Source organism: Amycolatopsis sp. cmx-4-61 (assembly GCF_046548775.1).
In the GTDB taxonomy this organism is placed as follows: Bacteria; Actinomycetota; Actinomycetes; order Mycobacteriales; family Pseudonocardiaceae; genus Amycolatopsis.
Genome location: NZ_JAEBEI010000019.1, coordinates 178,789 through 196,465, shown reverse-complemented (window position 1 = coordinate 196,465; position 17,677 = coordinate 178,789). Strand labels below are relative to the sequence as shown.

Genomic DNA, 17,677 nt, shown 5'->3' with positions numbered 1-17,677 from the left:
TCCGGGCGCACGCTCCACGTCGGCCGGTCGCGGCCGTGCGGTCGTCGATTCCGCCGCAAACCCTTGTCCGATCAGGGAACCGACTCCGTCCACAAGGGCGGTTCCGCATTCCGCGGCGGGTGCGGCGCCCGGCTCCGGTCAGGTTCGACCAACTGTCGCGTTTGGACGGTTTCCGGTCACCGCGGCCCGGGCGCGTGGCCCGTCGCCCGATCAGCGTATCTCCGGTCATACCCCTTGACGCCGGCGCCGGGCGGGTGCATCCTCAACTTATTCAACAAGTGATGAATAAGGGAGATGGTCGAGATGACCGAGCGCACGACCTGCGTCGTCATCGGAGGCGGCCCGGCCGGGATGGTCACCGGGCTGCTGCTGGCCCGGGCCGGCGTCGAGGTGACGGTGCTGGAGAAGCACGCCGACTTCCTGCGCGACTTCCGCGGGGACACGGTGCACCCGTCGACGCTGACGCTGCTGGACGAACTGGGGCTCGGCGAGAAGTTCCACGCACTGCCGCACAGCGAGCTGAGCTCGGCCGGGTTCCCGCAGGAAAACGGCGAAATGATGAAGCTGGCCGACTTCACCCGGCTCAAGGTGGCGCACCCCTACATCGCGATGGTGCCGCAGTGGGACTTCCTCGATCTGCTCGCCGAAAGCGCGCGCAAGGAGCCGACGTTCGTCCAGCGCATGGAGACCGAGTGCACCGGCCTGGTCCGCGAGCACGGCCGGGTCGGGGGCGTCACCTACCGCACCAGCACGGGCGAGACCGGCGAAATCCGCGCCGACCTGGTCATCGCCGCCGACGGACGCTGGTCAGTGGCCCGCCGGGAAGCCGGCCTGGTGCCGCGGGAGTACGACTGCCCGTTCGACGTCTGGTGGTTCCGGCTGTCGCGCCGCGAGGGCGACGAGGGCGGCATGCTGCTGCCGAAGATGCGGGACCGCCGGTTCGCCGTGCCGCTGCCCCGTCCCGGGTTCTTCCAGATCGCCTACCTCGGCCCGAAGGGTGCCGACCTGCGCGCCGCGGGCATCGAGGCGTTCCGCGACAACGTCACGCGGATCCTGCCCGAGTTCGCCGACCGCGTGCACGAGCTCGAGTCGATGGACGACGTCAAGATGCTCGACGTGCGGCTCAACCTGCTGCGCAAGTGGCACGTCGACGGCCTGCTGTGCCTCGGCGACGCGGCGCACGCGATGTCGCCGATCGGCGGGGTCGGGATCAACCTGGCGGTGCAGGACGCGGTCGCGGCGGCGACGCTGCTGGCCGAGCCGCTGCGGCGAGGCCGCCCGTCGGAAGCGGACCTGGCGAAGGTGCGTGCGCGCCGGCTGGCGCCGACGGTGCTGGTGCAGGGGCTGCAGCGGCTGCTGCACCGGACCGTGATGCGGGCGGTGATGGCCGGCAGGCGCAACGGCCCGCCGGCGCCGATGATCAAGCTGTTCGCGCGGTTCCCGCGGCTGTCCTACGTGCCGGCGCGGCTGCTCGGGCTGGGCCTGCGGCCCGAGCACGCCCCGGCGTTCGCGCGGCGGCCGATGGAGCCGGCGCCGCGCTGAAGCCGGGGCCCGCGGCGTGAGCTCAGACGTCCTCGACCGGGTTGGTCAGGGTGCCGATGCCCTCGATGGTGATCGAGACGCTCTGGCCGCCCTCGATCGGCCCCACGCCCTCGGGGGTGCCGGTGAGGATGACGTCGCCGGGCAGGAGCGTCATGATGCCGGAGACGAACTCGACAAGCTCGGGGATCTTGTGGACGAGGTCCGACGTACGCCCGTCCTGCTTGAGCTCGCCGTCGACCTCGGACTTCAGCGCGAGGTCGGCCGGGTCGATCGCGGTCTCGATCCACGGGCCGATCGGGCAGAACGTGTCGAAACCCTTGGCGCGGCCCCACTGGCCGTCGGCCTTCTGGAGGTCGCGGGCGCTGACGTCGTTGGCGACCGTGTAGCCGAGGATCGCGCTCGCGGCGCGGGCGGCCGGCACGTTCTTCACCGGCTGCCCGATGACGATGGCCAGCTCGCCCTCGAAGTCGACGCGGCCGATGCCCGACGGGCGGCGGATGGCCGCGTTCGGGCCGACGACCGTCGTCGACGGCTTGAGGAACAGCATGGGGGCGCTGGGCACCTCGTTGCCGAACTCGGCCGCGTGCTTGGCGTAGTTGCGGCCGACGGCGATCACCTTCGAGGGCAGGATCGGCGCGAGCAGCCGGACGTCGGCCAGCGGCCACCGCTTGCCGGTGAAGTTCGGCTGGCCGAAGGGGTGTTCGGCGATTTCCAGGACCTGGGCGTCGTCGCCGTCGCCTTCGATCGAGGCGAACGCGACACCACCGGGATGAGCAATTCGGGCTAGGCGCACGCAGCCATTCTACGTGCGCCCGGCCCATCGCTTCCGGGGGTTCCGGGTGGCGGAGCCCCCGGCCCGGGCCGAGGGCCCGGATGTCACTGCCCCTCAGGCCACGGTCGTGCTCTTGTGCACCAGCGCGTCGCACAGCGCCAGCCAGCTGGCCTCGACGATGTTGCCGTGCACCCCGACCGTGGTCCACTCGCGTTCGCCGTCGGTGCTCTCGACCAGCACGCGCGTCACCGCGTCGGTGCCGGGCTTGCCCTGGAGGATGCGCACCTTGTAGTCGGCCAGCTCCACACTGTCCAACCAGGACAGGTGCGGGGACAGCGCCTTCCGCAGGGCGGCGTCGAGGGCGTGCACCGGCCCGATGCCCTCGGCGGTGGCGATGACGCGCTGGCCGCCGACGTGCACCTTGACCGTCGCCTCGGCCACCACCTCGCCGTCGGAGCGGTGGTCGAGCACCACCCGGTAGGACTCCAGCGCGAACGGTGATTCCGCCGGGACGTCGGCCTCCTGGCGCAGCAGGAGCTCCAGGGAGGCGTCGGCGGCTTCGAAGGACCACCCTTCCGCCTCGAGCCGCTTGACCTTCGTGATGGCGCTCGTCAGTGCTTCGGGCCGGCCGGCAAGGTCGACCCCGAGCTCACGTCCCTTGAGCTCGAGGCTGGCCCTGCCGGCCATCTCGGTGACCAGAACCCGCATGTCGTTGCCGACGGAAGCTGGATCGATGTGGTTGTACAGCAACGGATCCACCTTGATCGCGCTCGCGTGCAGTCCCGCCTTGTGGGCGAAGGCCGACGCCCCTACGTAGGCCTGGTGGGTGTAGGGGGCGATGTTCGCGATTTCGGCAAGGGCATGGGAGACCCGGGTGAGCTCGGCGGCGCCTCCGGTCGGGAGGACGTCGAGGCCGAGCTTGGTCACCAGGTTTCCCGTCACGGCGAAGAGGTCGGCGTTGCCGGCCCGCTCCCCGTAACCGTTGGCGGTGCACTGGACGTGCGTCACGCCGGCCTGCACCGCGGCGACGGAGTTCGCCACGGCGCAGGAAGTGTCGTCTTGGCAGTGGATCCCGAGGCGGAACCCGGTCTTGTCCTTGATGGTGCGGACGGTTTCGGCCAGGCCGAGGGGCAGCTGGCCGCCGTTGGTGTCGCAGAGCACGAGGACGTCGGCGCCCGCGTGGGCGGCGGCGTCGAGGATCCGGAGCGAGGTCTCGGGGGAATGCGCGTGGCCGTCGAAGAAGTGCTCGGCGTCGAGGAAGACGCGCCGGCCTTCCCCGGTCAGGAATTCGACGGTGTCCTTCACCATCGCGCAGGCCTCGTCGACGTCGACGCGCAGCGCGCGTTCGATGTGCCGGAGGTCGGACTTGGCGACGAGCGTGACCACCGGTGCTTCGCTGTCGAGCAGGGCCCGGACCTGCGGATCGGCGTCGGCGGTGGTGCCGGCCTTCCGCGTGGCCCCGAAGGCCACGAGGGCGGCGTGCTTCAGCTTCAGCTCGCCCTTCGCGGCGCGGGCGAAGAATTCGGTGTCCTTGGGGAGGGCCCCCGGCCACCCGCCTTCGATGAACCCGACCCCGAGCTCGTCCAGCAGCCGCGCGACGGCGAGCTTGTCCTGGACGGAGTAGGAGATGCCCTCCCGCTGGGCACCGTCCCGCAGGGTGGTGTCGTAGAGGTGGAAGGCGTCGCCCAGCGGCGTATCGGCGGGCTCCTGGCGGGTCACGGGCTTCTCCTAAGCGTTTCAAGGCAACAAAAAAACCTCCCGCAAGGGTGCGAGAGGTTGCGCGCCGGGTGCTCTTGTGGAGCTATCGTCCGGCGCGCTCGTCGATAATGATCGCGAAGCTGGTCACCGTCGCATCATGCCACAGCCGACGCGGGCCGGTCCAGGAACTGGGCGAAGCTCCCACGATCCGGGAACACCGCGGACAGAAAAAGCCCCGCACCCGACCAGGGTGCGGGGCTTCTCCGGAAACCTCAGCCGGCCGCCCGGGCGTTCGACGACACGAGAGCCGCCAGCCGGTCGCCGATGGCCTGCGTGGCCCCCGGCGAAGACTGGTCCCGCGTCGCCAGGTCGAACGCCACCGACGCTTCGATCCGCCGGGCCGATTCCTTCTGGCCCAGGTGGTCCAGCAGCAGCGCCACCGACAGCACCGCCGCCGTCGGGTCGGCCAGGCCCTGGCCCGCGATGTCCGGCGCCGAACCGTGCACCGGCTCGAACATGCTCGGGTTGCGGCGGGTGATGTCCAGGTTGCCGCTCGCCGCCAGGCCGATGCCGCCGGTCACCGCGGCCGCCAGGTCGGTGATGATGTCGCCGAACAGGTTGTCCGTCACGATCACGTCGAACCGGGACGGGTCCGTCACCAGGTGGATCGTCGCCGCGTCGACGTGCGAGTAGGCGACCGTCACCTCCGGGTGCTCCAGCGAGACCTCTTCGACGATCCGCGACCACAGCGAACCCGCGTACTCGAGCACGTTGGTCTTGTGCACCAGCGTCAGGTGCTTGCGCGGGCGGCCCTCGGCGCGGTTGAACGCGTCGGCGACCACGCGGCGGATGCCGAACGCCGTGTTGACGCTGACCTCCGTCGCGATCTCGTGCTCGGTGTCCTTGCGCAGCAGGCCGCCCGTGCCCGCGTACGGGCCTTCGGTGCCTTCGCGCACGACGACCATGTCGACGTCACCCGCGTCGGCCAGCGGTCCCCGGACACCCGGGTACAGCCGCGCCGGGCGCAGGTTGACGTGGTGGTCCATCTCGAACCGCAGGCGCAGCAGCAGGCCGCGCTCCAGGATCCCGCTCGGCACCGTCGGGTCGCCGACCGCGCCCAGCAGGATCGCGTCGTGCTGGCGGAGCTCGCCGAGGACCGACTCCGGGAGCAGCTCCCCCGTCGAGTGCCACCGGGCGGCGCCGAGGTCGTAGTTCGTGATCTCCGCCGTCGGTACTACCTCGCCGAGCACCTTCAGCGCCTCGGAGACCACCTCGGGCCCGATCCCGTCTCCTGGGATCACCGCGAGCCGCATCCACACACCTCCGTCGACCGGGCCACCGGCGCACCGATGGCCCACCGCAACAAAACGCCAGCAGCCGGAAGGTTACCGGCCGTAGACAAACCGCCGTAGCCGCACCACCCTTATGCCGCATCCTCCCACGGGGTGAGACACCCAATCGGGTGAACAACAGAGGGGCGTCCCCGGCGGAAATCCACCGGAGACGCCCCTGGTCCTGCGGAAATCGATCTTGTCCGACCCTAGCGGCGACCAGCCCCGATCGGCTGACGCTCGTTCCCCGGCCGGGCGCCCTGCGCCGCGTCCACCTTGACCACGTTCGCGCGGTTGCCCGCGGCGTTGTGGTGTTCGACGGCCAGCAGCCCGAGGGCGTTGTCGGCCGCGGCCGAGGCCGCGTTCCGGGTGACGACCAGGGCCGTTCCCGGCTTCGCGACGTAGCCCAGCGCGGCGTCGCCGCCGCCCTGCACCGCATAACCCGGCGCGAGCGCGTCGAACGACAGCGGCGTGCCCACGTAGTCGACCAGCCCGTTCGTGGTGCCCGGCGCGACGTAGAAGCCGCTGACGCCGACCGTGTAGGAGATCCGGTGGCTGTCGGCGCTCGCGTCGATGCCCAGCGCGGCCAGCGAAACCGGCAGCGTGAGCACGTTCGTGTCGAACACGTTGGTGTCGACGTCGCCGAGCTGGCCGTTGACCGCCTGGACGTCCACGGTCGGGAAGCCCGGCTTCAGCGCGACCGTGTTCGCCAGCAGCACGTCGGTCGCCGTCGCCTTGGTCACGTAGGTCTCGAAGTCCGGCTGCCCGTCCCCGGTCGTGTCGATGTCGACGAACGGCGAGGTGTTGCTGCCGATGTTCGCCCAGTCGCCCCACGTCGACAGGCCGAACGCGAGGATCGCGTTCTCCGGTTCGCCCTGGGCCTTCGCCAGCGGAGCGGTCGACGCCGCGCCGATGTAGCGGAGGTCGCCGCCCGTGGCCGTCTTGTTCAGCGTGCAGTCGGAGACCACGTCCGCGTCGCACTCGGGCAGCTGCGGGGACTCCGCCTGCAGCTCGAAGACGCTGATCAGCGAGCGGTAGCGCTGCGCGCCCGCCCCCTGGTCGACGCCCTTGCCGCCGAGGTTCAGCACGGCCTGGGTGGCGTCCGGGGCGAACTTCACCGACGGCGGCGTCGAAATCGTCGACACCGGCTTCGGCGCGGAGTAGACCGAGACCCGCAGCGGCACCTTGGCCCCGCTGACCGGCGTGAAGGCGACGCGCCCGGAGGCGTCCGCGACGAACTGCCGGGCCAGGCCGGCCTGGGTGGCCGCCATGGTCGGGTCCATCACCTTGCGCAGCGCCTTCGGGTCGGCGATCCGCAGCGTGACGCGCACCTTCGCGGTGCCGCGCGGGGTGAGCTTCACCGACTGCTTGTCCACTGTGTACTCGACACCCGGCAGCGCGTTGACCGCCTGGTAGGCCACGGTGAACTCGGCGGGCGTGACGCCCTTGTTGACCAGCTTGACCGTCTTCGACAGCGTGACCGGGCCGGACGCCTCGACCGTGCCGAAGCTGACGCTCACCGCGCCCGGGTCGTCCTGCACGTAGGCGAGCACCTGGTTGTCCAGCGCCGCCTTGGCGTCGATCCGGCCGCTGCCGACGCGCTGCGGCGCGTAGGTGTGGCCGGCGCCGTCGGAGACGTCGTGGCCGGCGGTGCCGACGACCGAGGCCTTGACCTCCTCGACCGACCAGTCCGGGTGGGCCTGGCGGACGAGCGCGGTGATGCCCGTGGTGTGCGGGGCGGCCATCGACGTGCCGCTCAGCACGGTGCGGCCGTTGCCGCTGCCGCGGAACGCCGAGGTGATCGTGTCACCGGAGGCGGCGAGGTCCGGCTTGACGGCCGGGCCGCGGGTGCCGCGCGAGGTGAACGAGCTCGGGGTGTCCACGATCGTCCTGTCGTAGGTCTGGATCGAGGCGCGGCCGGCGCCGTAGAGCCGGACCTGCAGCGTGCCCGCGGTCAGCGCCGCGCGCAGCGTCTTCGTGGCGGACCCGGTGAACTGGAACATCGGGATGGCCGCGTTGCCCGCGATGCCGGCGCTGAAGTGCTCCAAAGTGGACGACAGGAGCGCGCCCTTGGCCCCGGCGGCCTGGGCGTTGTTGGCCCGGGCGGCCGACCCGCAGGCGCGGGTCGAGTCGTTGTCGTCCCACTCCAGCCAGACGAACCTGCCGGCGGCCTTCGCCTTGTCCTCGGCGGAGTACGGCGCGCAGCCGGCGCTGTTCGACGCGGACAGCGTGACGACCGGCGCGGTCACGTCCAGGGTGTCGTAGCCGGTGAAGTTCTGGCTGTACTGGCCGGTCTTCTGCCCCGCGGCCGGGGCGGGGGCCTTGACCTCGGCGGCGTCGCGCAGGACGCCCGCGTCGCGCGTGCTGGCGACGGTGAGCGCCTCGGGGGTGTTGCCCGGGGAGCCCGCGATGTCGTTGACGTCGCCGCCGTTGCCGGCGGAGATCACCGGGAGCACGTTGTTCGCGGCGAGCTTGCGCACGAACAGCGAGTCCGGGTCGTCCGGGGCGCCGAAGTCGGAGCCGAGCGAGAGGTTGACGATGTCGAGGTGGTCGGTGAAGTCGCCGTCGCCGTCGGGGTCGAGCGCCCAGTCCAGGGCCTGCGAGGTGACGTTCGTCGAGCCGGTGCAGCCGAACACCTTGATCGCGTACAGCAGCGACTTGGGCGCGGTGCCCGGGCCGATCCGCATCGCGTCGACCTTCTTGGCGTCGAGCTTCTTGTAGTCGCCCTTGAAAGTCTTGCCGTCGGCGGTGACGCCGAAGCCGCCGATGGTGCCGGCGACGTGCGTGCCGTGCTCCCCGCAGGCGAGCGGGTTCGGGTCCGGCTTCGGGGTGGCCTTGGCGGCCGTCGCGGCGTCGTAGTCGTCGCCGACGAGGTCGGTGCCGCCGACGACCTTGGCGCTCGGGAAGAGCGGGGTCGGCTGGGTGCTGTCCACGCTCTTGTAGGCGGCCTGCGTGCCGGGGCCGCCGAAGTCGGCGTGGGTGTAGTCGATGCCGTCGTCGATGACGCCGACGCGCACGCCGTCGCCGAACTTGCCGGTCTGCTGCCAGGCGGCGAGCGTGTTGGTCAGCTGCTCGGCGCTGGCGTTGGTGCGGGTCTTCGGCACGACCGTGCGCACCGCGACGACGTCCGCCCGCTTCGCGACTTCGCGCAGCTTCGCGGCGTCGGCGGTGACGACCACGCCGGGAACGGCGTTGGCCGTCTCGGTGACGACCTGCGGCTTGGCGTCGGCCGCGCGCAGCTGCCCGACGACGGCGTCCACCGCGGCGGCGGTGTCGGCCTTGGCGGCCCTGGCGGCCCGCTTGGCCTGTTCCTTGCCTTGGGGCTGTGCGGCGGTGAACGCGTCGACGGCCGGCTTCTCGGCCAGTTCGACGAACGCGGTGACCCGGCCCTGCGCGGCGCCCAGACGCGGCGACAGCTTCCCCGGCAGCTTCGCGTCGTCGATCTTGGCGGGTGCGACGCCGTCGGCGAGCTGCGAGCCCTGTGCCGGATCAGGACTGGCGTTCGCGACCGGCGCCCCGAGCGCGGCGGCCAGAACGACGGCGAAGGCCGCCGTCGTGGCGCGCGCGGGGAGGCGGGATCTGTTCATGAGTCGGCCCCTTACCCGAGGTCTGGACCCGAACCTGCCTGCCGCTCCGGACACCCCCGACGGTGAAGCGCGGCACAGCGTCGTGCCCTCGACGACGCGTGGTTCGACCTCGCGCAGCGAACCTAATGCCCCAAAACACCTACTTAGGTAGGCAAAGGACTCCGTTACGTGAATGTGATTGCGCACGAAGGCCCCCTGCCGGGTGACAGGGGGCCCTCGAAAGCGTTACGTCAGTTGAAGTCCACCGCACGGATCGTGTGCGCCCCGACGGCGGCGCCGATCGGCTCCAGCAGGTGCGTGTCGATGTGGCGGTCGACGCGCAGCAGCATCACCGCGTCCGAGCCGTCCGTCGTCTGGCTGATCTGGGCGGCCTCGATGTTGATGCCCGCCTCGCCGAGCAGCGTGCCGACCCGGCCCATCACGCCCGGGCGGTCCGGGTACTCGACCAGCAGCACGGTGCCCTCGGCGCGCAGGTCGAAGCCGCGGCCGTTGACCTCGACCAGCTTCTCGACCTCGTCCTTGCCGGTCACCGAACCCGACACGCTCAGCACCGCGCCGTCGGCGTGCACCGCGCGCACGGTGACCAGGCTGCGGAACTTGGGGCTCTCCGCTTCGGTCTCCAGCTCGACCTGCACGCCGAGCTTCTCCGCCAGCTGCGGCGCGTTGACGAACGTGACCTGGTCCTCGACCACGCCGGTGAACACCCCGCGCAGCGCCGCCAGCTGCAGCACGCCGGTGTCCTCGCTGGTGAGCTCGCCCTTGACCTGCACGGTCACCGACGTCGGCGACGTCGGGTTGAGCGCCGTCAGCAGCTGCCCCAGCTTCTGGACCAGGGACAGGTACGGGCGGACGTGCTCGCCGACCGCGCCGCCGCCGGTGACGTTCACCGCGTCCGGCACGAAGTCGCCGCGCAGGGCCAGCAGCACCGACTTCGCGACGTCGGTGCCCGCACGGTCCTGGGCCTCGGCGGTCGAGGCGCCCAGGTGCGGCGTCACGACGACGTTCTCCAGCTCGAACAGCGGGCTGGACGTGGTCGGCTCGGACTCGAACACGTCGATGCCGGCGCCGCCGACGTGGCCCGAGCGCAGCGCGTCGGCCAGGTCCTGCTCGACGATCAGGCCGCCACGGGCCGCGTTCACGATGATGACGCCCGGCTTGGTCTTCTTCAGCGCCTCGGCGTCGATGAGGCCCTTGGTCTCGGGCGTCTTCGGCAGGTGGATGGAGATCGCGTCGGCGCGGCCGAGCAGCTCGTCGAGGGTGACGAGCTCGATGCCCAGCTGTGCGGCGCGGGCGGCCGAGACGTAGGGGTCGTAGGCGATGAGCTTCGTGTCGAACGCGGCGAGGCGCTGGGCGAACAGCTGGCCGATCTTGCCGAGGCCGACCACACCGATCGTCTTGCCCTGCAGCTCGACGCCGGAGAACGAGCTGCGCTTCCACTCGCCGCCGCGCAGGCTCTGGTCGGCGGCCGGCACCCGGCGCGCGACCGACAGCAGCAGGGCGACGGCGTGCTCGGCGGCGGAGACGATGTTCGACGTCGGCGCGTTGACGACCAGGACACCGCGCGCGGTCGCGGCGGGCACCTCGACGTTGTCGAGGCCGACGCCGGCGCGGGCGACGACCTTGAGCTGCGTGGTGGCCGCGAAGACTTCGGCGTTCACCTGGGTGGCGGAGCGGACCAGGAGCGCGTCGGCGCTCTTCACCGCCTCGAGCAGCGCGGACCGGTCCGTGCCGTCGACGTGCCGGACCTCCACCTCGTCACCGAAGACACTCAGCACGGAGGGGGCGAGCTTCTCCGCGATGAGGACGACGGGTTTGCTGGGCTTGCTCACGATGCGGCTCCCACTATCTGGTCATTTCCAGGACGCTCTGTGTCGACAAACGGTCTCAGCACGTCGTTGTGCCCCGGTCAGGGCGGAGTTTAACGCGCGGGCCTGACCCGTGGCGTCTTCTGGTGTTAACTCGCCCGCAATCCCTCGAAAACAAGAGCCAGCAGCCGCTGCATGCCTTCTTCGCCCGGCAGGTGCCGGCCCGCCCAGGATGCCGCGTGCAGCAACAGAAGCAGCTCTTGCGCGGTGACGTCGGCGCGCAGCTGGCCCGCCTGCTTCGCGCGTTCCACCAGCTGGGAACCGACGGCACGCATCGCGTGGCACGACTCGTACAAACGGGATGATTCGTCGTTCAGTGCGTCGGCGGTGAGTTCGACGAGGCCGCGGAAGGTGCCGGTGGCGTCGCCGAGCCCGGCGAGCCACGCCTGCAGGGCGTCCAGCGGCTCGGGGTGGCCGAGCAGCTCGCGCCCCCGCTCGGCCTGCGCGTCGAAGCGGGCCCGCAGCAGCGTCTCGAGCAGCGCGTCCCGGGTCGGGAAGTGCCGGTAGAGCGTGCCGATGCCAACGCCGGCGCGGCGCGCGATGTCCTCCAGGGACGCCTCGACGCCGTGCTCGGCGAAGGCGCGTTGCGCCTCTTCGAGGAGGCGCTCGTAGTTGCGGCGGGCGTCCGCGCGCATCGGTTTCACGTCGGTCATCGCGGTCCCGAGCTTACCGGGTAGCCAATCGGAGGCTACCTCCGTATATTAACCGGAGGCAGCCTCAGCTTACTGGAGGGAACTCGAGGATGACCCTGATCGAAGACACCCGGGCCCGGCTCGGCGCCGTCGGCGCCTGGTTGCCGAGCGCGCCCCTGCAGCCACCCCCGGACGTCGAACGCGCAGCGACGCGGCGGCTCGCCGACGCCGGCTACCGCTCGGTCTGGAGCGGCGAAGGACCCGGCTCACGAGAGGTGTTCGCCCACTTCGGCGACCTCCTCGCCGCGGTGCCGGACGTCGTGCTCGGCACCGGCATCGCCAACGTCTGGGCCCGGCGCGGCGTGACCGCGTACAAGGGCGGGGCGACGCTCGCCCGGGCGCACCCCGGCCGGCTCGTGCTCGGCGTCGGCGTCGGGCACGCGTTCCAGGCGGCGAAGCTCGGCGAGGACTACCGGCCGATCGACCGGATGCGGGCCTATCTGTCCGAAATGGACACGGCCGCGGACGAAAGCCCTTCGCCGGTCGCGTTTACCCGGGTGCTGGCCGCCGTCGGGCCGCGGATGCTCGAACTGGCCCGCGACCACGCCGACGGCGCGCACCCGTTCGCCCAGCCCGTCTCGCACACGCCGTACGCCCGCGGGATCCTCGGGCCGGACATGCTGCTGATCCCCCAGCAGACCGTGCTGCTCGGCAGCCGCGAGGACGCCCGCGAGAGCGTCCGGCGCCGGATCGCGCAGTTGCGGGAGTACGCCGTCACCGCCTACCTCGCGGGCTGGAAGCGGCTCGGCTACACCGACGCCGACATCGCCGGGCCGAGCGACGAGTTCGTCGACGACCTCGTGCTCTGGGGTGACGCCCCGACCATCGCGAAACGCGTCGGCGAGGTCCTGGACGCGGGGGCGGACCACGTGCTGCTGACGCCGTCCGCGACGACGTTCGAGTCTACTGTGGACGAACTGCTCGAGCTGGCCCCGGCGGTGGTCCGATGAGCGTGGGGATCTGGCGGTTCTTCGACGGCACCCCGATCGGCGAGCTCCGCGACACGGGCGCCGAGCTGGAGGAGCTGGGCTTCGACGCGATCTGGTTCGGCGAATACGCCGGCCGGGAGGCGTTCACCCAGGCGGCGCTGCTGCTCGCGGCGACGTCGAAGCTGACCGTCGCCACCGGGGTCGCCCGGTTCGACCAGCGTTCCCCGCTCGCGGCGGAAGGCGCGATCCGCGCCTTGGGCGAGGCGTACCCGGGCCGGTTCGTCGCCGGGCTGGGCGGGCACCGGCCGGGCGCGCGGCCACTGACGGCGTTGCGCGAGTACCTCGACGGCATGGACGCGGCCGACCTGCCGGGTCTGCCCCCGCCGTCGCCCCGGCCGAAGCGGGTGCTCGCCGCGCTGGGCCCGAGGCTGCTCGACCTGGCGGCCGAACGCGCCGACGGCGCCCACCCGTACTTCGTCCCGCCGGAGCACACCGCGATGGCGCGCGAGCGGCTCGGGCCGGGCAAGTACCTCGCGGTCGAGCAGGCGGTGGTGCTGGACGCGGCACCCGAAGCGGCCCGCGAGCACGTGGACCTCTACGTCCGGCGGGCCCCGCACCACCGGGCGAACCTGCGACGGCTCGGCTTCACCGACGCCGACCTGGCCGACGGCGGCAGCGACCGGCTGGTCGACGCCATCGTCGCAAGCGGCGAACAGGCCGTGGCGGACCGGATCCGCGCCCACCTCGACGCGGGCGCCGACCACGTCTGCGTCCAGGTCCTGGCCCGCACGGAGAACTCCTACCGCCGCCTGGCCGACCTCCTCCCGTGACGGAAGGGTCATCACGCGTGTCCCGCGGGGTCATCACCCGTGATGACCCCCCAATCACGCGTGATGACCCTCCAATCACGCGTGATGCCTCGGGGATCACGCGAGAATCCCGGAACGGGGTAGGGTGGCGGGGCGCGGTGCGGGCCGCGTCCCGTCCGCGGAAAGGGCCGAGCCCACCCCCGCTTCACCGCACCACCAGCTCCGCACCTTCTTTCCTGCCCGGTGCCGGCGGACCACGGGCGACGAGGAAAGGAGGCACTGTGCTGCCCGCCCGACCCGACCTGGACCAGCTGCGCAAGCGCGCGAAAGACCTCGCGCGCGCCGAAGGGGTCAAACTCGCCGAAGCGCAGTTCCGCATCGCCCGCGACCACGGGTTCCCGAGCTGGCCGAAGCTGCAGGCCTACGTCCGGCGCGTCACCGGGCACGGCGAAACCCTGCAGCACCCGTACCACCAGGACCTCGGGTACTACGCCGGACGCGCGCTCGGCCTGCTCGCTTCGGCCGAGGACGGCACGCCCGGCGCGACAGAGCCGTTCGACCGCTGGGGACAACCCCGCACGCGCGACGGCGCCCGCGCGGTCGTCGCCCGGGAACACGGTTTCGTTTCCTGGCAGGCACTCCGGCAGCACGTCAAGTCCCTTGTGGACAGCGGTGAGCCGTTCGCCCGTGCGTACCGGGCGATCGAGGCGCGAGACGCCGCCGGGCTCGAGAAGCTGCTCGGCGAGTTCCCGGGACTTGTCACCGCCCGCGGCACCAACGGCAACGACCTGCTCGGCATGGCCGGCGCGACGGGCGACGAGCGGCTCAGCCGGCTCCTCCTCGACCACGGCGCCGACCCCGCGCGCGGCAACGTCCACGGCTGGACGCCGCTGCACCAGGCCGCCTACAGCAACCGGCCGCTGCTGCTCGACATGCTGCTCGAAGCGGGCGCCCCGGCCGACGTGTCCGCGCGCGGCGACGGCGGCACTCCCCTGGTCGTCGCGCTGTTCTGGGGCCACCGCGAAGCCGCCGAGAAGCTGGCGGAACACAGCCGCGCGCCCGCCAACCTGCGTGTCGCGGCCGGGCTCGGGGACATCGACGCCCTCGACGACCTCCTGACGTCGGGCCGCGGCGGCGCCCACCGCGGGTTCTACCGCCCGCACAGCGGTTTCCCCGCCTGGCGACCGACCGACGACCCCGCCGAAGTCGAGAACGAGGCCCTCTCCTGGGCCGCGCGCAACGACCGCACCGACGCGCTCCGGCGCCTCGTCGAGCACGGCGCCGCGGTGGACGCCGACGTCTACCGCGGCACCGCGCTGGCGTGGGCCGCCGCGCAGGGCAGGCTCGCCGCCGTCCGGACGCTGCTCGACCTCGGCGCCGAGGTGAACCACCGCGGCACCTTCGGCGGCCCGGACCACGGCGAAGGCGTCACGGCCCTGCACCTGGCCGCGCAGTCCGGGCACCTCGACGTCATCCGCACCCTCCTCGACCACGGCGCCGACCCCACCGCCCGGGACGATCGCTACGGCGGCACCCCGGAGGCCTGGGCCGAGGTCGGCGACCAGCCGGCCGCACGGGACCTCCTCCGCTCCCGGTAGACAAACGGAGTCTGTAGTCCGTATCTTGCCCCATGCGGACTACGGACTCCGCTTTGCCCACTGGGAGGAACTCATGACCACACCCCGCGACGTCTTCACCGCGTTGTCCGACGGCATCAGCGAAGGCCGCTTCGCCGATCTTTCCACGCTCTACGCCGAAAACACGGTCGTCGAGCACCCGCAGGCCGTCCCCCGGCCCACCCGGCTGATCGGCCGCGACGCGGTCCACGAGCGGTTCGTCGGCGCCCTCGCCGGTGCGCTGCGGCTCAAGCGCAAGAACGTCGTCGTCCACGAAACGACCGACCCCGAGGTGATCGTCGCCGAATACGACTACGACGCCGAGTCGCTCGAAACCGGCAAGACCACGACGACGGCCAACATCCAGGTGCTGCGGGTGCGCGACGGCCTCATCGTGCACTCCCGCGACTACCACGACTACCTGCGGCTCGCCGCGCTCCGCGACGGCGTCGACCAGCTTGTCCAGGCGTACGCGCAGGCGCCGCCGCGGGAACTGTCTCCGGTCGCGCCGGAGAGTGCGGACACGGTGTTCGAGCGGCTCGTGCACGGCGTCGCCGGCGGCCGCTGGGACGAACTGCCGGAGCTGTACGCGGAAGAAACGCACGTCACGCACCCGTTCCTGCCGGGCTCCCCAGTGGTGCGCACCCGAGACGAGCTGCGAGCGCACTTCGCGGCGGGCAAGGCGATGAACCACGGGTTCGCCGTCGCGGACGTGGTCACCCACCGGGGCGCCGATCCGGAAGTGCTGATCGGCGAGTTCGCCTACCAGGGCGAGTACGGCGGCAAGCCGGTCCGGATCGCCAACATCTTCGCGATGCGGGTCTCGGGCGGCCTGGTCGTCGAATCGCGCGACTACGGCGACCACCTGGGCATCGCCGGCGACCTCGGCCGGATCCCCGAGCTGGCCGCGAAGCTCTAAGCCTCGGCGAGGTCCTCGGGCAGGTCGAACTCGCCGTCGCGGACGCCCTTGACGAACGCGTCCCACTCCCCCGGCGTGAAGACGAGGATGACGCCGTCCGGCTTCGCCGACTGCCGCATCGCCGTGTAGGTGACGCCGTCGGTGTGCTCGATGAAGGCGTACTCGACGCAGTCGTCGAGGGTGACGCCTTCGGGCTCGGCCCGGATCCACTCGGCCTTGGTGAAGTCGAGGTGGTGCCGGATGTGCGCCTTGTCGTCGACCGGCTGCTCACTCATGTCACCAGCGTAGCGATCCGGGCACCGAACGCACCGAAGGGGACGCCCGGCACCGGGCGTCCCCTTCGGGGTCAGGCGGAAAACACTCAGGCGGTCTCGGTGATCGGCCGGTCCACCCACGACATCAGGTCGCGCAGCTTCTTGCCGGTCGCCTCGATCGGGTGCTGGTTGCCCTGCTCCTCGAGCTTGGTGAAGTTCGGCCGGCCGGCCTCGTCCTCGGCGACCCATTCGCGGGCGAACGTGCCGTCCTGGATCTCGCCGAGGATCTTCTTCATCTCCTCCTTGACCGCCGGCGAGATGACGCGCGGGCCGCGGGTCAGGTCGCCGTACTCGGCGGTGTCGGAGATCGAGTAGCGCTGGCGCGCGATGCCGCCCTCGTACATGAGGTCGACGATCAGCTTGAGCTCGTGCAGCACCTCGAAGTAGGCGATCTCCGGGGCGTAGCCGGCCTCGGTGAGCACCTCGAACCCGGTCTGCACCAGCGCGGACGCGCCACCGCAGAGCACGGCCTGCTCGCCGAAGAGGTCGGTCTCGGTCTCCTCGGTGAACGTCGTCTTGATGACGCCGGCGCGGGCACCACCGATGGCGGCCGCGTAGGAGAGGGCGAGCGCCTGGGCGTTGCCGGTGGCGTCCTGCTCCACGGCGATGAGCGCCGGGACGCCCTTGCCGTCGACGAACTGGCGGCGGACCAGGTGGCCCGGGCCCTTCGGGGCGACCATCGCGACGTCGACGTTCGCCGGCGGCTTGATCAGGTCGTAGCGGATGTTGAAGCCGTGCCCGAAGAACAGCGCGTCGCCGTCCTTGAGGTTGGGGGCGATGTCCTGCTCGTAGATGAAGCGCTGCTTGGTGTCCGGCGCCAGGATCATGATCAGGTCGGCCTCGGCCGACGCCTCGGCCGGGGTGAGCACGCGCAGGCCCTGCTCCTCGGCCTTCGCCCGCGACTTGGACCCCTCGGGCAGGCCGATGCGGACGTCGACGCCGGAGTCGCGCAGGCTCAGCGAGTGGGCGTGGCCCTGGCTGCCGTAGCCGATGACAGCGACCTTGCGCCCCTGGATGATCGAGAGGTCGGCGTCGTCGTCGTAGAAGATTTCCACTGCCATGGGGGTTACTGCTTCCTTTCCTGACTTACGAAGTTTTATCGCGGCGAAGTTGCGGTGATCGAGCGGGCGCCGCGCCCGACCGCGACCATGCCGGACTGCACGAGCTCGCGGATGCCATAGGGCTCCAGCATCCGCAGCAGCGCACCGATCTTGTCCGACGTCCCGGTCGCCTCGACGGTGAGCGCCTCCGGGGACACGTCCACCACCTTCGCACGGAAGAGCTGGACGGTTTCGAGGACCTGGCTGCGCACGGTGTTGTCGGCGCGCACCTTGACCAGCAGCAGTTCGCGCTGCACGGCGGTCGACTGCTCCAGCTCGACGATCTTGATCACGTTGACCAGCTTGTTGAGCTGCTTGGTCACCTGTTCGAGCGGTAGCTCTTCCACGGCGACCACGATCGTCATGCGGGACACCTCGGGGTTTTCCGTGGGCCCGACGGCGAGGGACTCGATGTTGAACCCGCGGCGGGAGAACAGGCCCGAGACGCGCGCGAGCACACCGGGCTTGTTCTCGACCAGGACACTCAGCGTGTGGACGCTCAT

14 protein-coding genes are annotated in these 17,677 nt (G+C 71.4%); 5 read left to right on the top strand and 9 right to left on the bottom strand.

Features of this window, described 5'->3' with window-relative positions:
• Nucleotides 1-294 precede the first annotated feature (294 nt).
• Nucleotides 295-1,542, top strand: coding sequence for an FAD-dependent oxidoreductase (locus ACLJOU_RS38040; protein WP_410574125.1), 1,248 nt, complete (start codon nt 295-297; stop codon nt 1,540-1,542).
• A 22-nt stretch (nt 1,543-1,564) separates the two neighbouring features.
• Here ACLJOU_RS38040 and ACLJOU_RS38035 read toward each other — a convergent pair whose 3' ends face one another.
• From ACLJOU_RS38035 to ACLJOU_RS38010, 6 genes are all read right to left on the bottom strand, one after another.
• Nucleotides 1,565-2,335: a fumarylacetoacetate hydrolase family protein gene (locus tag ACLJOU_RS38035; protein ID WP_410574124.1), complete on the bottom strand. Its 771-nt coding sequence runs from the start codon at nt 2,333-2,335 to the stop codon at nt 1,565-1,567.
• A 93-nt stretch (nt 2,336-2,428) separates the two neighbouring features.
• Nucleotides 2,429-4,033 (bottom strand): citramalate synthase, encoded by a 1,605-nt coding sequence (cimA, locus tag ACLJOU_RS38030; RefSeq protein ID WP_410574123.1) that lies wholly within the window; start codon nt 4,031-4,033, stop codon nt 2,429-2,431.
• Nucleotides 4,034-4,284: 251 nt separating this feature from the next.
• Nucleotides 4,285-5,325, bottom strand: coding sequence for a 3-isopropylmalate dehydrogenase (locus ACLJOU_RS38025; RefSeq protein ID WP_410574122.1), 1,041 nt, complete (start codon nt 5,323-5,325; stop codon nt 4,285-4,287).
• Nucleotides 5,326-5,552: 227 nt separating this feature from the next.
• Nucleotides 5,553-8,930 (bottom strand): S8 family serine peptidase, encoded by a 3,378-nt coding sequence (locus tag ACLJOU_RS38020; RefSeq protein WP_410574121.1) that lies wholly within the window; start codon nt 8,928-8,930, stop codon nt 5,553-5,555.
• 230 nt (nt 8,931-9,160) lie between these two features.
• Nucleotides 9,161-10,759, bottom strand: a complete 1,599-nt coding sequence (serA, locus tag ACLJOU_RS38015; protein WP_410574120.1) for a phosphoglycerate dehydrogenase — start codon at nt 10,757-10,759, stop codon at nt 9,161-9,163.
• A gap of 125 nt (nt 10,760-10,884) precedes the next feature.
• Nucleotides 10,885-11,448 carry a TetR/AcrR family transcriptional regulator gene (locus tag ACLJOU_RS38010; RefSeq protein WP_410574119.1) on the bottom strand — a complete coding sequence of 188 codons (564 nt, stop codon included), beginning with the start codon at nt 11,446-11,448 and terminating at the stop codon, nt 10,885-10,887.
• A gap of 89 nt (nt 11,449-11,537) precedes the next feature.
• Here ACLJOU_RS38010 and ACLJOU_RS38005 point away from each other — a divergent pair, with 89 nt between their 5' ends.
• The 4 genes from ACLJOU_RS38005 to ACLJOU_RS37990 all read left to right on the top strand — a co-directional run bounded on the left by ACLJOU_RS38005 (nt 11,538) and on the right by ACLJOU_RS37990 (nt 15,760).
• Nucleotides 11,538-12,437 (top strand): TIGR03620 family F420-dependent LLM class oxidoreductase, encoded by a 900-nt coding sequence (locus ACLJOU_RS38005; protein WP_410574118.1) that lies wholly within the window; start codon nt 11,538-11,540, stop codon nt 12,435-12,437.
• Nucleotides 12,434-13,246 carry a TIGR03620 family F420-dependent LLM class oxidoreductase gene (locus tag ACLJOU_RS38000; RefSeq protein WP_410574117.1) on the top strand — a complete coding sequence of 271 codons (813 nt, stop codon included), beginning with the start codon at nt 12,434-12,436 and terminating at the stop codon, nt 13,244-13,246. Before ACLJOU_RS38005 ends, ACLJOU_RS38000 begins: the two co-directional genes overlap by 4 nt.
• A gap of 260 nt (nt 13,247-13,506) precedes the next feature.
• Nucleotides 13,507-14,823, top strand: coding sequence for an ankyrin repeat domain-containing protein (locus tag ACLJOU_RS37995; RefSeq protein WP_410574116.1), 1,317 nt, complete (start codon nt 13,507-13,509; stop codon nt 14,821-14,823).
• A gap of 73 nt (nt 14,824-14,896) precedes the next feature.
• Nucleotides 14,897-15,760: a nuclear transport factor 2 family protein gene (locus ACLJOU_RS37990; RefSeq protein ID WP_410574115.1), complete on the top strand. Its 864-nt coding sequence runs from the start codon at nt 14,897-14,899 to the stop codon at nt 15,758-15,760.
• On the opposite strand, the gene ACLJOU_RS37985 is transcribed toward ACLJOU_RS37990, so the two are convergent.
• The 3 genes from ACLJOU_RS37985 to ilvN all read right to left on the bottom strand — a co-directional run bounded on the left by ACLJOU_RS37985 (nt 15,757) and on the right by ilvN (nt 17,677).
• On the bottom strand, nt 15,757-16,035 hold the full coding sequence (locus ACLJOU_RS37985) for a DUF397 domain-containing protein (RefSeq protein WP_257925890.1): 279 nt from the start codon (nt 16,033-16,035) through the stop codon (nt 15,757-15,759). The two genes, ACLJOU_RS37990 and ACLJOU_RS37985, sit on opposite strands and share 4 nt — an antisense overlap.
• An 86-nt stretch (nt 16,036-16,121) precedes the next feature.
• Nucleotides 16,122-17,135: a ketol-acid reductoisomerase gene (gene ilvC, locus ACLJOU_RS37980; RefSeq protein ID WP_364258842.1), complete on the bottom strand. Its 1,014-nt coding sequence runs from the start codon at nt 17,133-17,135 to the stop codon at nt 16,122-16,124.
• Between the two features lie 35 nt (nt 17,136-17,170).
• The gene (gene ilvN, locus ACLJOU_RS37975; protein WP_003080760.1) at nt 17,171-17,677 is read right to left on the bottom strand and encodes an acetolactate synthase small subunit; all 507 of its coding nucleotides are present in this window, start codon (nt 17,675-17,677) and stop codon (nt 17,171-17,173) included.

Bases quoted from the DNA above. Each gene is read 5' to 3' on its own strand.
- ACLJOU_RS38020 (WP_410574121.1), bottom strand. From the start codon at position 8,930: ATGAACAGATCCCGCCTCCCCGCGCGCGCCACGACGGCGGCCTTCGCC.
- ACLJOU_RS38000 (WP_410574117.1), top strand. From the start codon at position 12,434: ATGAGCGTGGGGATCTGGCGGTTCTTCGACGGCACCCCGATCGGCGAG.
- ACLJOU_RS38025 (WP_410574122.1), bottom strand. From the start codon at position 5,325: ATGCGGCTCGCGGTGATCCCAGGAGACGGGATCGGGCCCGAGGTGGTC.
- ACLJOU_RS37985 (WP_257925890.1), bottom strand. From the start codon at position 16,035: ATGAGTGAGCAGCCGGTCGACGACAAGGCGCACATCCGGCACCACCTC.
- ACLJOU_RS38040 (WP_410574125.1), top strand. From the start codon at position 295: ATGGTCGAGATGACCGAGCGCACGACCTGCGTCGTCATCGGAGGCGGC.
- ilvC (WP_364258842.1), bottom strand. From the start codon at position 17,135: ATGGCAGTGGAAATCTTCTACGACGACGACGCCGACCTCTCGATCATC.
- ACLJOU_RS38005 (WP_410574118.1), top strand. From the start codon at position 11,538: ATGACCCTGATCGAAGACACCCGGGCCCGGCTCGGCGCCGTCGGCGCC.
- ACLJOU_RS38010 (WP_410574119.1), bottom strand. From the start codon at position 11,448: ATGACCGACGTGAAACCGATGCGCGCGGACGCCCGCCGCAACTACGAG.
- ACLJOU_RS37990 (WP_410574115.1), top strand. From the start codon at position 14,897: ATGACCACACCCCGCGACGTCTTCACCGCGTTGTCCGACGGCATCAGC.
- ilvN (WP_003080760.1), bottom strand. From the start codon at position 17,677: ATGAGCGTCCACACGCTGAGTGTCCTGGTCGAGAACAAGCCCGGTGTG.